Here is a 19,608-nt window from a genome sequence, read left to right on the forward strand (position 1 = left end):
AGAATGCACGATTAATGGTTGCATTCCTGGCGACTGCGCTCCTGTCTGCCTGCCAATCGGTAATTGAACAGACCTACGAGCCGACCGTCTCGCCGTCGTCAAATCCGCAGATCGTCGAGGAAGTGCAGAAGAACGATCCGCGCGCGCAGCTCGGCGCGCGCGAACACCCGCGGATCGTCGCGAGCTACGGCGGCGAATACAAGGACGCCAAGACGGAGCGACTGGTGGCGCGCATCACCGGCGCGCTGACGGCGGTTTCGGAAAATCCGCAGCAGTCCTATCGCATCACCATTCTCAATTCACCGGCGATCAACGCCTTTGCGCTTCCCGGCGGCTATCTCTACGTCACGCGCGGTCTCCTGGCGCTTGCCAACGATGCCTCCGAGGTCGCTGCCGTTCTCTCGCACGAAATGGCACACGTCACCGCAAACCACGGCATCGAGCGCCAGCAGCGTGAAGAGGCCGAGGTGATCGCGAGCCGGGTCGTCTCCGAAGTGCTTTCCTCCAATCTCGCTGGGAAACAGGCGCTTGCCCGCGGCAAGCTGCGGCTCGCCGCCTTCTCGCGCAATCAGGAGCTTCAGGCCGACGTGATCGGCGTGCGCATGCTCGGCGAGGCAGGATACGACCCCTATGCCGCCGCCCGTTTTCTTGATTCGATGGCGGCCTACGCCCGCTTCACCGCGGTCGACCCGGAAGCCGACCAGAGCCTCGACTTCCTGTCGAGCCACCCCAACGCGCCGCAGCGCGTCGAACTGGCGCGCCGCCACGCGCGTGCCTTCGGCGTCGAAAGCTCGATCGGCGACCGCGGGCGCGATTACTATCTGGCCGGCATCGACGGCATCCTCTATGGCGACAGCCCGCAGGAGGGTTATGTCCGCGGCCAGACATTCCTGCACGGCCAGCTCGGCATTCGCTTCGACGTGCCCGTCGGCTTCCAGATCGACAACAAGGCCGAGGCGGTGCTCGCGACCGGCCCGGGTGACATCGCGATCCGTTTCGACGGCGTAGCCGACACAGCGCAGCGCAGTCTCACCGATTACATCGCCAGCGGCTGGGTCACCGGCTTGCAGCCGGATACGATTCATCCGATCTCCGTCAATGGCCTCGAAGCAGCAACGGCGCGGGCGTCGGCCGATCGCTGGGATTTCGACGTCACCGTGATCCGCATCGACAACCGCATCTATCGTTTCCTGACCGCCGTCCCCAAAGGATCGAACGCGCTCGAAAGCACCGCGAGCCAATTGCGCGGCTCGTTCCGCCGCATGACGCAGGGCGAGGTTCAGTCGCTGAAACCGCTACGCATTCGCGTGGTAACGGTCAGGTCCGGCGACACGATGGCGACGCTCGCCGCCCGGATGATGGGAACGGACCGCAAACTCGATCTCTTCCGCCTGATCAACGCGATGCAGATCACCTCCACCGTCAAACCCGGCGACAAGGTGAAGATCATTTCCGAATAGAGTGGCGGATTGCTTTTCTTCGTGGCCAGAGTGCTGCAATGTTTCCTTAATCTCGCCGATTAGGGATAAAACATGCAGCGATTCAAAGTGCTACAGCGTCCGTCCTTTGCGCGTCCGATTAGACGCGCGGCGCTGTAGGGGGCTATCGATTGTCACAGCCACCAGGGCTTGTGTTCAATGAGAAACATTCGCCTGACAGCGTTCAAAATTTTCGCGGCCGCATCCCTCTTCTTTAATCCATGGACCCACGCGGCCGCCAGCGATGATCAAGGTGCGCTCGAACGCGTCGTGAACGAAGCGATCCGCCCCTTGATGGAGCAATACAACATTCCCGGGATGGCTGTCGCTGTCACGGTTCAGGGAAAGAGATACGTCTATAACTATGGCGTTGCCTCGAAGGAGGGTCGGCAAGAAGTCACCGACGGGACGCTCTTCGAGATCGGCTCGATCAGCAAGACGTTCGCAGCGACCCTTGCCTCCTACGCCGAAGTGCGCGGGGCCTTCTCGCTTTCCGACCACGCCAGCAAATATCTGCCAGCGCTCGCCGGAAGCAGTTTCGATAGGATCACCCTGCTCCAACTCGGCACCTATACGGCCGGAGGCTTACCCCTGCAGTTCCCGGATTCCGTCGCGCACCAGGAGGAGGCGATCAGCTATTTCAGAAGCTGGCGTCCGAGCTACGAACCCGGCGCGTATCGGATCTACTCGAACCCCAGTATCGGGCTGTTCGGATACCTGGCCGCCGAAAGCATGGGCGAGCCGTTCGACGATCTGATGGAAAAGAAGCTCTTCCCGGAGCTCGGCCTGACGCAGACCTATATCCGAGTTCCTGAGGATCGCATGCGCGATTACGCCTATGGCCACGCGAAGGAGGGTAACCCTATCCGGATGAACCCGGGTGTTCTGGATTCGGAGGCCTACGGCGTGAAGACGACTGCGGCCGATCTGCTTCGTTTCGTCGAGGCAAATATTGACGCATCGAAGCTCGACGAAACGCTCCAGCGGGCGATCGCCGCAACGCATGTCGGCCATTACAAGGTGGGCGACATGACACAGGGACTCGGGTGGGAGATGTATGCCTATCCGACCGATCTCGAGCAACTGCTGGCTGGAAACTCGGCTGAGCTAAGCTTCAAGCCAAACAAGGTGGCCAAGCTTGCGCCGCGACTGCCACCACGAGACGACGTGCTGATCAACAAGACCGGCTCGACAAACGGCTTCGGCGCCTATGCCGCCTTTGTCCCCGCGAAAGGCATCGGCGTCGTTGTGTTGGCCAACAGGAATTACCCTATTCCGGCTCGGGTAAAGGTCGGCTATCGAATCTTGGCGACCTTGGACGGTGAGTTCGGAACGGCGAGTACACGCTAGACTTCGCCAGCCCATCCGCTTTCACGTGGATTCGCTGAAAGCGGATACGATGCTCTGGAATGAAGGTACGAGAGCGTTCTTTATGCGGTCATTTGAACGCACGGCGCTCCAGATTTCTGCAGTCGATTCCGCATTGCGTTCAGTGCATGCCGGAAGCCAATGCCGGCGCTTTGGCGGCGAGCGCGACGCGCAGCTTTTCCAGCGCGCGGGTCTCGATCTGCCTGACGCGCTCCTTCGAGATGCCGAGGTCGACGCCCAACTCCTCCAGCGTCGCGCCGTCTTCCGACAAACGCCGCGCGCGGATGATCTTCATCTCACGCTCGCTCAACTCCCCGAGCGCGATATGAAGCCAGCGGCGAGCACGTTCGCCGTCGATCATGTCGCTGACCTGTTCGTCAGGCAGCGGCGCCTCGCTCGCAAGGAAGTCGAGCCGCTCGCCGCCGTCCGAGTCTCCGTGGCCGACAGGGGCCTGTAGCGATGCGTCGCTTCCGGACAGGCGCGCGTCCATCGTCTGCACGTCGGCGAGGCTGACGCCCAGCGCCGCGGCAATTTCCTCATGCATCGCCTGCGAGGTCAGTTGCCGGTCGCCTTGGGCAAGACGCGCCCGTAATCTCCTCAGGTTGAAGAACAGCGCCTTTTGCGCCGAGCTTGTTCCCCCGCGCACGATCGACCAGTTTCGCAGGACATAGTCCTGCATCGACGCGCGGATCCACCAGGTGGCATAGGTGGAGAAGCGAACGTCCCGACTTGGCTCGAAACGCGCCGCCGCCTCCAGCAGGCCGACATGCCCCTCCTGGACGAGATCGCTCATCGGCAACCCGAAGCTGCGGAATTTGGCCGCCATGGCGATCACCAGGCGCATATGCGCCATGGCGATCTTGTTGCGCGCCTCCTGATCGTTGTTGTCCCTCCAGGCCTGCGCCAGGGCATGCTCCTCGTCGCGCTCGAGATACGGCGCATCCATGGCAATCTTGATCATGCGCCTGTCGGCAGTAAGGGTCTTCATCGGTCGCTCCGTAGCTGGCGCCGGGGCGCCGTTAACGATTGAACACGAAGGGCCAAACGCTTGTCGGAGCATCCGGCAACAGGAACGGCGAGCGCCAGGATCGTACTTGAAGAACCGGTGCAGCGCCCTAAATCGAAGATACGAACCTGAAACGGTGAAAGATCACAGAACCAAGATCGTCCGGGCAGCAAAGGCGAACACCTTCGTACCGGCCATACCTAACGCGTGCCAGGGCAAAAAGTTCCGCCACTTGCGATGATTTCCGAACGATCGCTCGTGCAATAAGCCTTTGCTCAGCGCCTGAGCCTATAGCGCCGCCCGTCTTGTAAGACGCGCAAAGGACACTGGAGCACTTTGATTTAAGGAACCGCAGTAGCGGACAAAGAAAAAGCCCGGCGCGAGGGCCGGGCTCTTGGGTCGTGACTTCCGGGTCGTATAGCCTGAGGCTTAAGCGGCCTCGTCCTGGGCGTCGTCTTCGTCGATGGCCTTGCCGCGCTTCGGCCCCTTGTTCAGGTTGGCTTCGACGAGGCGTACCGCCTCCGTTTCCGACATCTTGTTGACGGCAGCGATTTCGCGCGCCATGCGATCAAGAGCGGCCTCATAGAGCTGGCGTTCGGAATAGGACTGCTCGGGCTGGTTTTCTGCGCGATAGAGATCGCGCACCACTTCCGCGATGGAGATGAGGTCGCCCGAATTGATCTTGGCATCGTATTCCTGGGCACGGCGGGACCACATGGTCCGCTTCACGCGTGCCTTGCCCTGCACCACCTTCAGCGCACGATCGACGAAATCGGTTTCGGACAGCTTGCGCATGCCGATGCTGACGGCTTTCGCCACCGGCACCTTGAGACGCATTTTGTCCTTCTCGAAATCGATGACAAAAAGCTCGAGCTTCATGCCAGCGACTTCCTGCTCCTCAATCGCAACGATCTGGCCAACACCATGAGCCGGATACACGATCGATTCACCGGTCTTGAAGCCTTGGCGCGTTGAAGATTTTTTCTGCTGGGTCGTCATTCGTTTCAAAAACTCCCTATTGCGCACCCGGCCTCTTAAAGGCCGGGGCCGGGTCGGTCGGGCCCGGGATAGACGGGGATACCGCCGGGTGGGGTCAATCCTGGTCCGTCCAACGGAACGCAAACGCCTCATAATCGCGGTCACAGGCAACGGAACGTTGCGTATTTGGGAAGAGCCGCGCCGTGGAGATCGTTTGCTTTCGTGATGGTTTTCGGGCGCGCAAAAACACCCTCGGTGGATCAGTAATAGGAAGCTATCACAAAAAAGTGCGCAAATCAATAATTTGCTGCATGGCAGCGATCAAGCTGCCACGCAAACAATTGTGAGGCTGAGGCCGGATTTCCCCAGATTTCGGCCCTCGCTTTTGTATCCGTTCGTCAGCGTCGGCGAACCAAGCGCCGACGATTGCGTCAATCGCCCTGACCCGGCTCGGCAGAGAAATACTTCTCGTATTTTCCCTCGACGCCGTCCATTTCCTTGGCCTCCGGCAAAGGATCCCGCTTCACCGTGATATTCGGCCACTTCGCCGCAAAATCAGCGTTCAATTTCAGCCACATATCGAGGCCCGGCTCGGTATCCGGCTTGATCGCCTCGGCGGGACATTCCGGCTCGCACACCCCGCAATCGATGCACTCGTCGGGATGAATGACGAGGAAATTCTCGCCTTCATAGAAGCAGTCCACCGGGCAGACTTCCACGCAGTCCGTATACTTGCAGCGTATGCAATTGTCGGTCACGACATACGTCATGAGGTACTCCAGCCAATGCTCACATGTGATGGCAGACGGCAATCAACGGTGATCCCCACCGTCCGTGCATGCTAGGAATGTCCGACGCGCATAGCTGCCGAAGCAGACCCGAATGCCATTCAACGTGGCTTGTCAGGTAACGGCTTTGAGTGCCCTTTGCAAGAATAATCCATGCGCCGTTGGCCGGGAAGCGGGCAGAGTTTTCTAGAGCGGAATGATTTTCGATCGCTTCGATCCAAAATCGCGGATTTGACTGGTTTTCATGGGGCGAGGCAGCCCGGAAACCGCCGCTCGCTTCTCAATCGTCCTCCTCATCGAAGCCGGATTTGAGTCGATCGGTGTCGCGCCGTTCCCGCTTCGTCGGGCGCCCGGCACCCCGTTCACGCGTTGCCTGTTCGAACGCCGTCAGCCTCTGGGAGGAGGTTGGCGGGGTCAGGTCCTCGTAAAGCAGGCGGGCCTCCTCATAAGGCCCGCGCCGCACACCGGCCAAGAGCACGCGAACGACGAGATCCCGTCGCTCCAGTGACAATTCGAGCGTATCGCCGGTCTTTACCTGAGCGGAGGATTGCGTCACCCGCACGCCATTGACCGCGACATGACCGGCCTCGATCGCCTTCTGGGCGAGCGAGCGCGATTTGATCAGCCGCGCGAAGAACAGCCACTTGTCGAGCCGCTGACGAGATGCGGGCGCGGACGCTGGCTGTTTCTCCATTGCCTTCCTACTTTTTCAGCTGCTCCTTGAGAGCGGCAAGTTTCGCGAAGGGCGAATCCGGATCCAGTGGCTTTTCCTTGCGGGGCGGGCGCCCCTCGAACTTCGGACCGCCCGGCTTTCCGCCCCGATCGTGGCGATCGGGCCGATCCTTGCGCTGGCCGCCACCCGGCCTGCTCTCCTGTGCCTTGCCGCGCATGGGCGCTCCGCCCTTGCGGCCGCCCTCCCGGCCTTCACCCTGGCCATGCCGCTGGCCACGCCGTTGATCGCCCTGGTGGCGGCCACCCTGGCGCTGGTTTTCCTGGCGCGTGCCAGGACGCCAAAGGAGAACGGGCTTGGCTTCGACAGGCTCTTCTGCCGGGCTTGCTTCTACCGGTACCGGGCTTGCTTCAGCCGGCGCGTCGCTGGTCGCTTCGGCTGCGGGCGCCTCCGCCTGCGTCACGCCGACCGGCTCGCTCTCGGCTTCCGCATCGACGTTCTCGGCCACGGCATTTTCGACCGGTGCCTCCGCCGAGGTCGTCTCTGCGCTCTGGCTTGCGAGGAACGCGGCCGCGTCCTCGGCGGTCACGCTGTCGGCGCGATAGCCGAGCCCCTTCAGGATTTCCTCCATGTCGTCGGGCGTTGCGCCGAGAATGGACAGCATCGCGGTGGTCGCCATGAAGCGGCGGCCGTCATATGCGCCGTCCGGACGCGGCTCGGCGCCCGGCTTCCACTGCAGCAGCGGACGAATGAGGTCCGCGAGCCGCTCGAGGATGTCGATCCGTACCGCCCGCTTGCCGAGGAAACGGAAACCCGCGAGCTTGTAGAATGTCCGCTCGAACGACGGGTCGGTGACGACAGAGGTACGGCCGGCGGCAAGCATCGGGATCAGCTCGCCATAGCCGGGCTTGTCGAGGCCGTCGTTCTTCAACGCCCAGAGCAGCGTGATGAGCTCCGCCGGCGCCGGCTTCAAGAGAGCCGGCAGGAAGATGTGATAGGCACCGAAGCGAACGCCGTATTTGCGGATAGACGCGCGACCGTCCTGGTCGAGCGACTTCACCTCCTCGGCAACGTCGCGGCGGAAGAGCACGCCGAGATTCTCGACGAGCTGGAAAGCCAGACCTTTGGCGAGGCCTTCCAGGTCCTCCGCACGCGAAATATCGTCAAGCGGCTTCAATATCGTGCCGATATGGTGGTTCACGAACCGTTCGATCCGGGCGAGCACATGCTCGCGGGCATTGGCCTGGAGCTGCTCGTCGGCGAGCAGGATGACGCGGGGACGCATGACGTGATCGCTCGCGGCAAGCCGCGCCACGGGATCGCCGAGCCAGCGCACGAGGCCGTCCGACGAAAGCGCCAGATCACTATTGCCGGCCGCATGCAGGCGGGCGGCGCGCGCCTCGAATTCCAGCGCGAGCGCCTTCAGGGCGGCGCCCTGCACGGCCTTCGCATCCGACCCGCCGCCACCGGCCGCCAAAGTGAACCGGAAACCGGTTAATTGGCCTACGTGGTGCCCTTCGACGAAGACATCACCATTCACACTGATTTCAGCTTCCAGCATCGCATTCTCTCTCAGGCGCTTCATGAGCACAGATGTCCTGCGATCAACAAAGCGTTTCGTCAACCTTTCATGTAGCGCGTCGGACAATCGATCTTCAATTTCCCGCGTCTTTTCTTGCCAGTGTGTCGGATCGGCAAGCCATCCGGGCCGATTTGACACATAGGTCCAAGTCCTGATCTGCGCAATTCGCGCCGAAAGTGTGTCAATCTCGCCATCGGTGTGATCCGCGCGGCGGACCTGCTCGGCCATGAAGTCTTCGTTGACGGCGCCCTCGCGAACGAGATCGGCGTAGATCGTCGAAATCAGATCCGCATGCTGCGCCGGCGTTATGCGCCGGTAGTCAGGCAGGGCGCAGGCCTCCCAAAGCGTCTCGACCCGCTCGGCCGTCGTGGCGACGTCCACGACTTCGGGATAGCGCGTCAGGTGCTCCAGCGCCTGCTGGTCGACGGCCGGAAGGGCGCGCGTCAGACCGGCAACGGCCGGCGCCGCCTCGAGACTTTTCTTGAGCGCCTTCAACGAAGAATAGTCGACCGCCTTCGAGCGCCACTGCAGGACTTTGACCGGATCGAATTCGTGCGACTCGATGCGGTGCACCAGTTCATTGTCGAAGGGATCGACACGCCCGGTGACGCCGAACGTTCCGTCCCGCACATGCCGGCCCGCGCGCCCCGCGATTTGCGCAAGCTCTGCCGGGTTGAGATTGCGGTACTGGTAGCCGTCGAACTTGCGGTCCTGCGCGAAGGCGACGTGATCGACGTCGAGATTGAGGCCCATGCCGATGGCATCGGTCGCCACGAGGTATTCGACGTCACCCTCTTGGTAGAGCGCGACCTGGGCATTGCGGGTGCGCGGCGACAACGCCCCGAGCACGACTGCCGCGCCGCCGCGCTGTCGCCGGATGAGTTCGGCGATAGCATAGACCTCGTCGGCCGAGAAAGCGACGATTGCGGAACGATGCGGCAGTCGGGTGATCTTCTTCGATCCTGCATAGAGAAGCTGCGACAGGCGCGGCCGCTCGATGATCGTGATGCCCGGCAGGAGCTGTTGGAGTATCGGTCGCATCGTCGCCGCACCGAGCAGCAGCGTCTCGCCGCGGCCGCGCAGATGCAGCAGCCTGTCGGTAAAGATGTGGCCACGCTCCAGATCGGCGGCAAGCTGCACCTCGTCGATCGCGACGAAGGATGCCGTCGTCTCGCGCGGCATGGCTTCGACGGTGCAGACCGAATAGCGCGCGCGATGAGGTGTGATCTTCTCCTCGCCCGTGATCAGCGCGACGTTATGGTGGCCCACCTTTTCGACCAGACGTGTATAGACCTCGCGCGCAAGCAGACGCAGCGGCAGGCCGATGACGCCACTGTCGTGCGCAACCATGCGCTCGATCGCATAGTGGGTCTTGCCGGTGTTGGTTGGCCCGAGCACCGCGGTCACGCCGCGACCACTCAGGATCATGGATTGAAAGGACACTTCATCGATCCTGGGCATTCTCAACGCGCCGGCCTGCTTTCGCTTGGCCGGCGGGCAACACATGCCCACGCTGCGGGCCAAACGCAAGGGGCGCGGGCAATTAAAACCGCTTTCGACCTTCTCCCCGCGCCAGATTTCGTGCCTCCGGCATTAACACTCGGAACAGCGGTGGAACGAATCAGCGACGAATCGCTGACTCGCCTCGATTCACTGTATGTTCACGGCTATATCTAGATTACCGTAGCAAGAGTCGCACCATATGCTGAATCTGCCGGAACATCGCGCAAACGAATGCCGTCGGTGCCGTTAACTTTCCCTTCCAGAGCGTTAATCGTCATCAAGGATTCGGAATCCAAGACTCTGGAAAGTTTAGAAAATTTTAACTCAGATTCGTTTTGGGCGCGGCGAATCAAGAAATAAGAATCGCCGTGTTAACTTCTCGATCAAAGCCGGAACGAATCGGCGACGAATCGCTGACACAACCATTTTCTCGTTTTGTTCACCACAACATATAGTGTCCTTGGTGAACGCAGATCAATAGAACCAAGGGTCGATTTTCGCAATCGGTGCACCGCAAGGCAGCATCGTTAACCATTGCATCGAGCCCAGTGAATTCCGCTGCCGCAAACAAAAGCGGCGCCCCGGAAGGCGCCGCGAGAGATGGCATTATCTGACCTCGGGCGGGTCAGGAGGTCAGGAGAAAAATTGGCCACCATTTGCCGAAATTGTCGAACCAGTGATGAAGCCGGCATCGTCCGATGCCAGGAACACGACGCAGCGCGCGATTTCTTCCGGTTCACCGAGGCGCCCGACGGGAATCTGCGGAATGATCCGTTCGTTGAGCACCTTCTCCGGCACGGCCCTGACCATCTCGGTGCCGATATAACCCGGGCAGATCGCGTTGACGGTGACGCCTTTTGCCGCCCCTTCCTGGGCGAGCGCCTTTGTGAAGCCGAGATCGCCCGCCTTCGCCGCGGAATAATTCGCCTGGCCCATCTGCCCCTTCTGACCGTTGATCGAGGAGATGTTGATGACGCGCCCGAAGCCGCGGTCACGCATGCCCGACCAGAGCGGATGCGTCATGTTGAAGAGGCCGGTCAGATTGGTGCTGATCACTTCGCCCCATTGTTCGGGCGTCATCTTGTGAAACATCGCGTCACGGGTGATGCCCGCATTGTTGACGAGAATGTCGACCGGCCCGAGATCGGCCTCCACTTTGGCAATGCCCTCGGCGCAGGCCTGATAGTTGGAGACATCCCACTTGTAGACCGGGATGCCGGTTTCCTGCTTGAAGGCCTGAGCCTTCTCGTCATTGCCGGCATAGTTTGCGGCCACCTTGTAGCCTGCCGCCTTCAGAGCCGCCGAAATGGCTGCACCGATGCCGCGGGATCCACCCGTAACCAACGCTACCCTGCTCATGCTCGCCTCCCACAAGTTGGTTTCAATTTTGCATGGTTAATCCGCATGTGACCCGACATAAGCGGGCCACATGTGCTCGATCAATTTCGCGGATGTCACATAGGAACAGCAGGCCAGCGGACCGGCGAATGCACCGGAAAACTGTTCGGCCGGCCTGCTGCATAGGATTGCGGCCGGCTTACAGGCGCTCGACGCACATGGCGACACCCATGCCGCCGCCGATGCACAGGGTGGCAAGACCCTTGGAAACGCCGCGGCGCTTCATCTCGAAGAGCAGCGTGTTGAGAACGCGAGCACCGGAAGCGCCGATCGGATGGCCGATCGCGATCGCGCCGCCATTGACGTTGACGATCGACGGATCCCATCCGAGGTCCTTGTTGACGGCGCAGGCCTGTGCCGCGAAGGCTTCGTTGGCCTCCACGAGCCCGACGTCGCCGACGGACCAACCGGCCTTCTCCAGCGCCTTGCGCGAGGCCGGGATCGGCCCCGTCCCCATGATCTGCGGATCGACGCCGGCCGTCGCCCAGGAAACGATGCGGGCAAGCGGCTGGATGCCGCGCCTGCCGGCTTCCGCCTCGGTCATCAGCAGCGTCGCGGCGGCACCGTCATTGAGCCCGGACGCGTTGCCGGCAGTGACCGTTCCTTCCTTGTCGAAGGCGGGGCGGAGCTTCGCCATGGAATCGAGCGTGGCGCCGTGGCGGATATATTCGTCCTGGTCGACGGTCACGTCGCCCTTGCGGGTCTTGACGATGAAAGGCACGATCTCGTCGGCGAAACGGCCGGCCTTCTGTGCGGCTTCGGCCTTGTTCTGCGAAGCCAGCGCGAATTCATCCTGCTCCTCACGGGTAAGCTGCCACTTGCGCGCGACGTTCTCGGCGGTGATGCCCATGTGATACCCGTAGAAGGCGTCGGTCAGGCCGTCCTTGATCATCGTGTCGATCATCTTGAAGTCGCCCATCTTCACGCCGCCGCGAAGGTGCGCGCAATGCGGCGCCATCGACATCGATTCCATGCCGCCGGCCACGATGATATCCGCATCGCCGGCCACGATCTGCTGCATGCCGAGCGCCACGGCGCGCAGGCCCGAACCGCAAAGCTGGTTCATGCCCCAGGCGGTCTTTTCCTGCGGGATGCCAGCCTTCATCGCTGCCTGACGGGCCGGGTTCTGCCCTTCACCGGCGGAAAGAACCTGACCGAGGATCACCTCGTCCACCTCTCGCGCGTCGACGCCCGCGCGCTCGAGCACCGCCTTGATGGCGCCCGCGCCCAACTCGTGCGCAGGAGTGTTGCCGAAGGCACCGTTAAAGGATCCGACGGCGGTGCGAGCCGCGCTGGCGATCACGACGGAGGGATTGCTCATGGGACGTTTCCTCATATTTCGTTTGCCTGATTTAGCCAGACTGGCAAAGCCGTGAGCGCAAGTCAAACGCCTTGATGCACTGCCGCAAAAGCTTCACGATTCGCGCGGTTACCATATTTCGCAGGTGCGTCGCCGCATTGCACAAATAGATTGTCAGAGCCTCGATTTTGCGGATACTCTAAAAAACACAATAAAGACGGGACGATGGGTAAGAGGAGACCCTGATGGCGAAGAATGAAGGCCAGATCGTTATCAAGAAATATGCGAACCGGCGCCTCTACAATACCGGCACCAGCACTTACGTGACCCTCGACGACCTGGCAGTGATGGTAAAGAAGGGTGAAGAGTTCGTGGTACAGGACGCGAAGTCCGGCGAAGACATCACCCACTCCGTGTTGACGCAGATTATTTTCGAGCAGGAATCGAAGACCGGCAACACGCTCTTGCCGATTTCCTTTCTGCGCCAGCTGATCTCCTTCTACGGCGACCAGATGCAGATGGTCGTGCCGAGCTATCTCGAACATTCGATGCAGGCCTTCACCGAACAGCAGTCGCAGATGCGCGAGCAGATCAACAAGGCGTTCGGCGACACGCCGCTTGGCAAGAACCTGCAGGTGCCGCTGCAACTGGTCGAGGAGCAGGTGCGGCGCAACACCGAAATGTTCCATCAGGCCATGCAGATGTTCTCACCCTTCATGGCCGCGCCCCCGGCCAAGGAAACGAAGAAGGCAGAGGCCAAAGACATCGACGAGCTCAAGGAACAGTTGCGCGCCTTGCAGACGAAGCTCGACAATCTCGGCTAAACCCAGCTCCCTCTATCGAACTGCCGACACAAAATCGGGCGCGGGAGCAATCCCAGAAAAGTAACACCGGGGATGCCGGTGGAAAGCCGATGCTTTCCTACGGTTTCGCGCGCCAACGGCAGAGATGCACACCAAATGAAAAAGGGCCGGCAGAGCCGACCCTCAAACTTCATCCGCGAACGGTAACGCTTATGCGTTTTCCTTCGGCGTCAGCACCTGGCGACCGCGGTACATGCCGGTCTTCAGGTCGATGTGGTGCGGACGACGCAGTTCGCCGGAATTCTTGTCTTCAATGTAGGTCGGAGCCTTGAGGGCGTCAGCGGAACGGCGCATGCCACGCTTGGACGGGCTCGTTTTTCTTTTCGGTACAGCCATTTCATTCTCCACTTATCGGGCAAAACACTGTTCAGCAGCCGAAAATGGCCGGGTCAAACAGATGTCGATCTCGGAAATTTCGCGCGCTTATACATGGCCAACCGCAGTTTGACCAGTCCCCGCCTACAATTTTTCGAGTCACGCTTCGTCTTCCGGCACGATCCACGGTTCGGCCCTTGCCGCTTCCTCCCATTTGCGGAAGGCCGGGTGCCCCTTGACGGCATCCATATAGGCGAGCGTGGCGGGATCTGTCACCAGTTCGTAGACATCAAAACGGTTGACAACCGGGGCGAACATCGCATCCGCCGCCGTAAAACGGCCGAAGAGAAACGGTCCGCCCGAGCGGGCGATCGATTCCCGCCAGATTTCTTCGATGCGGGCGACGTCGGCCTGGACATCGTCCGGCAGCGCGATCGCCTTACGGGGCCGGCGAATGTTCATCGGGCAGGCGCCGCGCAGCGCCCGAAAACCTGACAGCATCTCCATCGAATAGCTGCGGGCGCGGGCCCGGTCCTCGCGGTTTTCCGGCCAGACTCCGGCCTCGGGGTAAAGCTCCGCCACATATTCGATGATCGCCAGCGATTCCCAGATACGGGCATCGCCATGATGGAGCACCGGCACGCGTCCTGTCGGCGAGATCTCGCGGAAGCGCGGATTTCCAGCGGGGAAATCGAAGGGAATAACGACATCCTCGAACGGAACTCCGCAGGCTTCAAGCGCCAGCCAGGGTCGAAGCGACCAGGAGGAATAGTTCTTGTTGCCAATATAAAGGACGAGCTTCGTCATGCGCGTGTCTCCCACCTGCTTTCAGGCGGCAGGCTTGCCACATCAGCGACAGCGAGGCCAATGAATTGCTGTCATCTTAATCATAAAGGCATGTGATGTAACCGCCGGAGCGGCTGGCGCGGCGCTCGATGAGCGATGCAAGCCGCCTCAGGCCCCGCCCTGGCTTGCCGGCGTTGCGGTCGATCGGATTCGGCAGCGATACGGCGAGCAGGGCAGCCTGGCGGCGCGATAGTTTGGCGGCCGAAACGCCGAAGTGGTGCTGCGCGGCGGCCTCGATACCGTAGATGCCTTCTCCCCACTCGGCGACGTTCAGGTAGATTTCCATCATCCGGCGCTTGCTCCAGACGAAATCGGCGACGATCGCAAGCGGCAGTTCCATCGCCTTGCGGACAAAGGAACGACCGTTCCAGAGAAACAGGTTCTTGACCGTCTGCATCGGGATCGTGCTTGCTCCCCGCGTCTGTTCACCGTCGAGCGCATCTTCGACGACGCCGCGCATCTGGTTCCAGTCGATACCGGCATGCGAGCAGAACTGGCCGTCCTCCGACATCATCACCGACTGGACGAGCACAGGCGCGATGTCGTCGAACTCCACCCACTGCCGGTCAAAGCCGCGCAACAGCACGAGGTCGCGCAGCATCAGCGTCGAGATCGGGCGGACGAAATCCAGGGCGTAGAAGACGATGAGTACATAGGGGAGCACGAGGAGAGCAAGGACGGCAAGAAAGAGGCGACGAAGCCTCGCCCGCCATGCGGAAGACCAGCGATTGGCGGACATCTGGCCCTCCTCCAATGCTTTCGTGACGACGTCCACGCTCTGACTGTCCACCTCTTTGTCCATCCGCCTCTCTTATTTCATGGGCGAGCAAAGTTGAATGGCGTTTCTTGTAAAAGGCAAGATGGTTACACGCTCATCCCACGTAAAGCACTACAGCGCCCCGCGTCTAATCGGACGCGCTTTGAGGTGCTGCATGATTTTGTCCTTAAATCGATTTCGATTTAAGGAATCATGCAGGCCCTGCGACGCGAATGCCCGTTGAAAGCCTCTCCCCCGCATGCCAAAGAGCGCTGCATGAAAGAGACGCCATCCTTTTCCGCACACCTGAAGGCCAATGCTTTTGCAGTGGAAGAACTGCTTTCTGCCCTTCTGGGGCCAGCCGTCGGCGCAGATGAAATCGCGCGGCCAGCGAACCTGCTCGCCGCGATGCGCCATGGCGTCCTCAATGGCGGAAAACGCCTGCGCCCGTTTCTCGTGAGCGAATGCACCGCGCTTCTCGAAGGCGACGCCGATGCGGCGCTCAGGGTCGGCGCCGCGCTCGAATGCGTGCATTGCTACTCGCTCGTCCACGACGACCTACCGGCGATGGACGATGACGATATGAGACGCGGGCAGCCGACCGTCCACATCGCCTTCGACGAGGCGACCGCGATTCTCGCCGGTGACAGCCTGCTGACCTTCGCCTTCGACATCATCGCCGCACCGGAAACGCCACTGCCCGACCGGCAGAAGACGGCGCTGATCTTGGCACTCGCGCGTGCCTCCGGACACGGCGGCATGGCCGGCGGGCAGGCGCTTGACCTCGCCGCCGAGAAGAGGGCACCCGGCGAAGCTGGCATTGTCACGCTGCAGGCGATGAAGACCGGGGCACTCATTCGTTTCGCCTGCGAGGCGGGCGCAGTCATCGCCGACGCCTCCGACGAGGATCGGCGGCGGCTGCGCGCCTTCGGCGAAAAGATCGGACTCGCCTTCCAGCTCGCCGACGATCTGCTCGACCTGACGGCGGATGCCGAGGCGATGGGCAAGGCCACCGGCAAGGACGCCGCGCGCGGCAAGGGCACCCTCGTGGCGCTTCACGGCCAGGCCTGGGCCGAGCGTGAACTGGAGGAACTGGTGGCGCAGGCGGAAAATCTGCTTCAGCCCTATGGCGCCCGCTCGGCCATCCTCGTCGAAACCGCCCGCTTCATCGCCAACCGCAGGAGCTAGTGCCCGTGAGCAAATACTGGTCGCCGATCGTCTCCGCGCTGAAACCCTATGTCCCGGGTGAGCAGCCGCGCATGGCGAACCTCGTCAAGCTCAACACCAACGAGAGCCCTTACGCGCCTTCGGACAAGGTGATCGAGTCGATCCGGGCTGCGGCAAGCGCCGATCTCAGGCTCTATCCGGATCCGCTCGCGCTCGACCTCCGGAAAGCGATCGCCGCGCGATATGGCCTAGAACCGGAGGAAGTCTTCGTAGGCAATGGCTCGGACGAGGTGCTGGCGCATGCCTTCGCAGGGCTGCTGAAGCATGACCAACCGCTGCTCTATCCGGATATCTCCTACAGCTTCTATCCGACCTATGCGGGTCTTTTCGGTATCGACGTGGTTGAAGTGCCGCTCGATGCCGCCTTCGGCATCGACATCGCCGACTACCGTCGTCCAGCTGGCGCGATCATTCTTCCCAATCCGAATGCCCCGACCGGAATCGGCCTGCCGCTTGCGGCGATCGAGGCGCTGGTGGCCGAGCATCCCGACCAGCCGGTGGTGATCGACGAGGCCTATGTCGATTTCGGCGGCGACTCCGCCACCACTCTGGTTCCGAAATACGAAAACCTGCTCGTCGTGCAGACCTTTTCGAAGTCGAGGGCGCTTGCCGGATTGCGGGTCGGCTTCGCGATCGGCCAGCGGCCGCTGATCGAGGCTTTGGAGCGCGTCAAGGACAGCTTCAATTCCTACCCGTTGGGGCGCACCGCCCAGGCGGGCGCCATCGCCGCGATCAAGGACGAGGCCTGGTTCGAGCAAACCCGCGGCAAGATCATCGCCTCGCGGGAGAAATTGACGGGCGAACTCAAAAACCGCGGCTTCGAGGTTCTGCCCTCCCAGGCAAACTTCGTCTTCGCCCGCCATCCGGGCCATGGCGGGCAGACGCTGGCGGCGAAGCTGCGCGAACGTGCGGTCATCGTTCGCCACTTCGCCAAGCCGCGGATCTCGGATTTCCTGCGCATCACCATCGGCACCGACGAGGAATGCGCAAGGCTGGTTGCGGCGCTCGACGAGATTCTGTGAGAGTGGGACCGGGACGCCGCCGGCAGGCGAACGGCTCGTTTTGCCCCTCTCCTCGGGTTTAACCCGAGGACTAACCCTCTCCCCGCATGCGGGGAGAGGGGATTTGGTCGCGGCATACCCCGTTTACGCGCCTGTTGGCGAGAGCGGGTGAGGGGGCGCCGCGAGTCCCTTCGCCCCGCCTGAGGGGAGAAGGTGGCCGGCAGGCCGGATGAGGGGGAGCCAGTGGCACAGCACCCATATTTTCCCGCCCGCAGCCCGAGCGGTAGGCAAAGCGATTGAGACCCGCACACTGCCTCCCATTGGCACCGCCGGAAGCCTCGGCTACTGTCGCGTTCGCAATCATCGACGGACGCCGCCCATGCTCGACCTCACGCCCTATCTGCCGCAACTTCTCGTCGCCTGGACGGCCTATATCATCGCCGTCGTATCGCCCGGGCCGGCGGTTCTGGCGATCATTGCGACGTCGGTCAACCAGGGGCGAAAAGCGGGCCTTGCGCTCGCCTTCGGCGTGCTGAGCGGCAGCTATACATGGGCGATGCTGACGGCCTCTGGCCTCTCGGCGCTCATCCGGACCTACGGACAGGCGATCATCTTCCTGAAGATCGCCGGTGCCTGCTATCTCTTCTGGCTTGCCTACAACGCCCTCCGGGCCGCGATGCGCGGCGAGGCGTCACGGGCAGCGCTTCGTGTTCCGCTGCAGATGTCGTTGAAGAAGCTCTATCTCAAGGGGCTCGGTATCCACCTGACCAATCCCAAGGCGATCTTTGCCTGGATCATGCTGGTTTCGCTCGGCATGCCGGCGGGGGCGCCGGTCACCGTTACTGCCGCCTTCATCGGGGGATGTATGCTGATCGGCCTCGTCAGCTTCTGTGGCTTCGCGATCGTGTTCTCGCTCTCGCCGGTCCACCGTGCCTATCTCAAATCGCGGCGCGTGATCGAGAGTCTGATGGCGGGCTTCTTCGCTTTCGCCGGTTTGAAGCTGCTGACGGCGCGACTCTGATTAAAACGCGGGACGCGGGCGGAAAACCGCCTCACACTTTTCCTGTCCCGCTCTGGGACTATTCCGCCGCCGCCTGACCGCGGCCGTAACGCTTCTCGATATAGTCGGCGACGAGAAGCTGGAATTCTTCGGCGATCTTCGGTCCACGCAACGTCATCGCCTTCTGGCCATCAATGAAGACGGGTGCCGCCGGCGTCTCGCCGGTGCCGGGCAGCGAAATGCCGATGTCAGCATGCTTGCTTTCGCCCGGGCCGTTGACGATGCAGCCCATGACGGCGACCTTCAGGGCCTCGACGCCCGGATATTTCTCGCGCCAGACCGGCATGCTTGCGCGGATGTCCTCCTGGATCTTCTGGGCAAGCTCCTGGAAGACCGTGGACGTCGTGCGGCCGCAGCCCGGACAGGCGGCGACCACGGGAATGAACTGGCGGAAGCCCATGACCTGCAGCAGTTCCTGCGCCACCTGCACCTCGCGCGTGCGGTCGCCGCCGGGCTCCGGGGTCAGCGAAATACGGATCGTATCGCCGATGCCCTGCTGCATCAGGATGCCGAGCGAGGCGGAGGAAGCGACGATGCCCTTCGTTCCCATGCCGGCTTCGGTAAGCCCGAGATGCAACGCATGGTCGGAACGGGCCGCAAGCATCGCATAGACGGCGATCAGGTCCTGCACGCCGGAAACCTTGGCAGAAAGGATGATGCGGTTGCGCGCCAGGCCGAGCTCCTCGGCCAGCTCCGCCGAGAGAAGGGCCGACTGGACGATCGTTTCACGCGTGACCTGCTGTGCCGTCAGCGGCGAGCCCTTGGCCTGGTTCTCGTCCATCAGCCGGGTCAAGAGTTCCTGATCGAGCGACCCCCAGTTGACGCCGATGCGCACCGGTTTGTCGTAGCGCATCGCCATCTCGATGATCTCGGCGAACTGCTTGTCCTTCTTGTCCTTGAAGCCGACATTGCCCGGGTTGATGCGATATTTCGCCAGCGCTTCGGCACAGGCCGGGTGATCGGCCAGGAGCTTGTGGCCGATATAGTGGAAGTCGCCGACAAGCGGCACGTCGATGCCGAGGCGCAAGAGCCGCTCGCGGATCTTCGGCACCGCGGCAGCACTTTCGTCGCGATCGACAGTGATGCGTACCAGTTCGGAGCCCGCTTTATGGAGCGCCGCCACCTGGGCGACAGTCGCATCGACATCGGCCGTATCCGTGTTCGTCATCGACTGGACGACGACCGGCGCGCCGCCACCGACGATCACGCCGCCGACATCGACGGCGACGGAGGCACGGCGCGGCTGTGGCTCGAAATCGAAGGGAGAAGTCATGAAGGCCTCTTCTTGGGTCCCGTTTCGCCCGAGCGGCATGCCGGCCGCGCCGAGCTTTCGCCTTTCAGGTGGCGGAGGAAAGCGTGCTTGTCAACGGCAACATCACGCGCTGACGGCGAATTGATGGCAGGGCTGCTGTCGGCTCGGCCCAAAACCATCCCCGATCCAAGCGCCGGAAGCCAATCGCCCTGTGCG

The 19,608-nt window shown here is 62.0% G+C and carries 17 protein-coding genes; 6 read left to right on the top strand and 11 right to left on the bottom strand.

From position 1 onward, the window contains the following. Positions 1-14: 14 nt before the first annotated feature. Positions 15-1,460 (top strand): M48 family metalloprotease, encoded by a 1,446-nt coding sequence (locus FKV68_RS19765; protein ID WP_483414538.1) that lies wholly within the window; start codon positions 15-17, stop codon positions 1,458-1,460. 177 nt (positions 1,461-1,637) lie between these two features. Then, positions 1,638-2,828 carry a class C beta-lactamase gene (gene ampC, locus FKV68_RS19770; protein ID WP_180939453.1) on the top strand — a complete coding sequence of 397 codons (1,191 nt, stop codon included), beginning with the start codon at positions 1,638-1,640 and terminating at the stop codon, positions 2,826-2,828. Between the two features lie 139 nt (positions 2,829-2,967). On the opposite strand, the gene FKV68_RS19775 is transcribed toward ampC, so the two are convergent. From FKV68_RS19775 to FKV68_RS19805, 7 genes are all read right to left on the bottom strand, one after another. Further along, a complete protein-coding gene (locus FKV68_RS19775; protein ID WP_180939454.1) occupies positions 2,968-3,834 on the bottom strand; it encodes an RNA polymerase factor sigma-32 in 867 nt (288 codons plus the stop codon). Between the two features lie 447 nt (positions 3,835-4,281). After that, positions 4,282-4,851: a CarD family transcriptional regulator gene (locus FKV68_RS19780; RefSeq protein ID WP_180939455.1), complete on the bottom strand. Its 570-nt coding sequence runs from the start codon at positions 4,849-4,851 to the stop codon at positions 4,282-4,284. Between the two features lie 410 nt (positions 4,852-5,261). Further along, the gene (fdxA, locus tag FKV68_RS19785) at positions 5,262-5,600 is read right to left on the bottom strand and encodes a ferredoxin FdxA (protein WP_180939456.1); all 339 of its coding nucleotides are present in this window, start codon (positions 5,598-5,600) and stop codon (positions 5,262-5,264) included. A gap of 298 nt (positions 5,601-5,898) precedes the next feature. After that, positions 5,899-6,312 carry an RNA-binding S4 domain-containing protein gene (locus FKV68_RS19790; protein WP_180939457.1) on the bottom strand — a complete coding sequence of 138 codons (414 nt, stop codon included), beginning with the start codon at positions 6,310-6,312 and terminating at the stop codon, positions 5,899-5,901. 7 nt (positions 6,313-6,319) lie between these two features. Next, positions 6,320-9,298, bottom strand: a complete 2,979-nt coding sequence (locus FKV68_RS19795; RefSeq protein WP_180941581.1) for a helicase-related protein — start codon at positions 9,296-9,298, stop codon at positions 6,320-6,322. Between the two features lie 708 nt (positions 9,299-10,006). Continuing rightward, entirely contained in the window at positions 10,007-10,732 is a 726-nt protein-coding gene (gene phbB / locus FKV68_RS19800; RefSeq protein ID WP_180939458.1) for a beta-ketoacyl-ACP reductase, read from the bottom strand. 178 nt (positions 10,733-10,910) lie between these two features. Further along, on the bottom strand, positions 10,911-12,092 hold the full coding sequence (locus tag FKV68_RS19805; RefSeq protein ID WP_180939459.1) for an acetyl-CoA C-acetyltransferase: 1,182 nt from the start codon (positions 12,090-12,092) through the stop codon (positions 10,911-10,913). A gap of 224 nt (positions 12,093-12,316) precedes the next feature. Between FKV68_RS19805 and phaR the strand changes: the two genes are divergently transcribed. Further along, the gene (phaR, locus tag FKV68_RS19810; protein WP_180939460.1) at positions 12,317-12,895 is read left to right on the top strand and encodes a polyhydroxyalkanoate synthesis repressor PhaR; all 579 of its coding nucleotides are present in this window, start codon (positions 12,317-12,319) and stop codon (positions 12,893-12,895) included. 189 nt (positions 12,896-13,084) lie between these two features. Here the strand turns inward: phaR and rpmF are convergent, their stop codons facing one another. The 3 genes from rpmF to mtgA form a co-directional block, all read right to left on the bottom strand. Continuing rightward, the gene (gene rpmF / locus FKV68_RS19815) at positions 13,085-13,270 is read right to left on the bottom strand and encodes a 50S ribosomal protein L32 (RefSeq protein ID WP_003535764.1); all 186 of its coding nucleotides are present in this window, start codon (positions 13,268-13,270) and stop codon (positions 13,085-13,087) included. Positions 13,271-13,408: 138 nt separating this feature from the next. Beyond that, entirely contained in the window at positions 13,409-14,056 is a 648-nt protein-coding gene (locus FKV68_RS19820; protein WP_180939461.1) for a glutathione S-transferase family protein, read from the bottom strand. Positions 14,057-14,132: 76 nt separating this feature from the next. Then, a complete protein-coding gene (gene mtgA / locus FKV68_RS19825) occupies positions 14,133-14,834 on the bottom strand; it encodes a monofunctional biosynthetic peptidoglycan transglycosylase (protein WP_245181685.1) in 702 nt (233 codons plus the stop codon). A gap of 294 nt (positions 14,835-15,128) precedes the next feature. Between mtgA and FKV68_RS19830 the strand changes: the two genes are divergently transcribed. From FKV68_RS19830 to FKV68_RS19840, 3 genes are all read left to right on the top strand, one after another. Next, on the top strand, positions 15,129-16,040 hold the full coding sequence (locus FKV68_RS19830) for a polyprenyl synthetase family protein (protein ID WP_180939463.1): 912 nt from the start codon (positions 15,129-15,131) through the stop codon (positions 16,038-16,040). Between the two features lie 5 nt (positions 16,041-16,045). Then, complete coding sequence (hisC, locus tag FKV68_RS19835) at positions 16,046-17,101, top strand: histidinol-phosphate transaminase (protein ID WP_180939464.1); 1,056 nt, start codon at positions 16,046-16,048, stop codon at positions 17,099-17,101. A gap of 358 nt (positions 17,102-17,459) precedes the next feature. Then, positions 17,460-18,101: a LysE family translocator gene (locus tag FKV68_RS19840; RefSeq protein ID WP_180939465.1), complete on the top strand. Its 642-nt coding sequence runs from the start codon at positions 17,460-17,462 to the stop codon at positions 18,099-18,101. A 58-nt stretch (positions 18,102-18,159) separates the two neighbouring features. Here FKV68_RS19840 and ispG read toward each other — a convergent pair whose 3' ends face one another. After that, positions 18,160-19,413 carry a flavodoxin-dependent (E)-4-hydroxy-3-methylbut-2-enyl-diphosphate synthase gene (gene ispG / locus FKV68_RS19845; protein WP_180939466.1) on the bottom strand — a complete coding sequence of 418 codons (1,254 nt, stop codon included), beginning with the start codon at positions 19,411-19,413 and terminating at the stop codon, positions 18,160-18,162. Positions 19,414-19,608 lie beyond the last annotated feature (195 nt).

This window comes from Sinorhizobium mexicanum, from assembly GCF_013488225.1.
Lineage (GTDB): Bacteria > Pseudomonadota > Alphaproteobacteria > Rhizobiales > Rhizobiaceae > Sinorhizobium > Sinorhizobium mexicanum.

Excerpts from the sequence above, each read along its gene's own strand:
- FKV68_RS19765 (WP_483414538.1), top strand. The coding sequence starts at position 15 with ATGGTTGCATTCCTGGCGACTGCGCTCCTGTCTGCCTGCCAATCGGTA.
- ampC (WP_180939453.1), top strand. The coding sequence starts at position 1,638 with ATGAGAAACATTCGCCTGACAGCGTTCAAAATTTTCGCGGCCGCATCC.
- FKV68_RS19775 (WP_180939454.1), bottom strand. The coding sequence starts at position 3,834 with ATGAAGACCCTTACTGCCGACAGGCGCATGATCAAGATTGCCATGGAT.
- FKV68_RS19780 (WP_180939455.1), bottom strand. The coding sequence starts at position 4,851 with ATGACGACCCAGCAGAAAAAATCTTCAACGCGCCAAGGCTTCAAGACC.
- fdxA (WP_180939456.1), bottom strand. The coding sequence starts at position 5,600 with ATGACGTATGTCGTGACCGACAATTGCATACGCTGCAAGTATACGGAC.
- FKV68_RS19790 (WP_180939457.1), bottom strand. The coding sequence starts at position 6,312 with ATGGAGAAACAGCCAGCGTCCGCGCCCGCATCTCGTCAGCGGCTCGAC.
- FKV68_RS19795 (WP_180941581.1), bottom strand. The coding sequence starts at position 9,298 with ATGATCCTGAGTGGTCGCGGCGTGACCGCGGTGCTCGGGCCAACCAAC.
- phbB (WP_180939458.1), bottom strand. The coding sequence starts at position 10,732 with ATGAGCAGGGTAGCGTTGGTTACGGGTGGATCCCGCGGCATCGGTGCA.
- FKV68_RS19805 (WP_180939459.1), bottom strand. The coding sequence starts at position 12,092 with ATGAGCAATCCCTCCGTCGTGATCGCCAGCGCGGCTCGCACCGCCGTC.
- phaR (WP_180939460.1), top strand. The coding sequence starts at position 12,317 with ATGGCGAAGAATGAAGGCCAGATCGTTATCAAGAAATATGCGAACCGG.
- rpmF (WP_003535764.1), bottom strand. The coding sequence starts at position 13,270 with ATGGCTGTACCGAAAAGAAAAACGAGCCCGTCCAAGCGTGGCATGCGC.
- FKV68_RS19820 (WP_180939461.1), bottom strand. The coding sequence starts at position 14,056 with ATGACGAAGCTCGTCCTTTATATTGGCAACAAGAACTATTCCTCCTGG.
- mtgA (WP_245181685.1), bottom strand. The coding sequence starts at position 14,834 with ATGTCCGCCAATCGCTGGTCTTCCGCATGGCGGGCGAGGCTTCGTCGC.
- FKV68_RS19830 (WP_180939463.1), top strand. The coding sequence starts at position 15,129 with ATGAAAGAGACGCCATCCTTTTCCGCACACCTGAAGGCCAATGCTTTT.
- FKV68_RS19840 (WP_180939465.1), top strand. The coding sequence starts at position 17,460 with ATGCTCGACCTCACGCCCTATCTGCCGCAACTTCTCGTCGCCTGGACG.
- ispG (WP_180939466.1), bottom strand. The coding sequence starts at position 19,413 with ATGACTTCTCCCTTCGATTTCGAGCCACAGCCGCGCCGTGCCTCCGTC.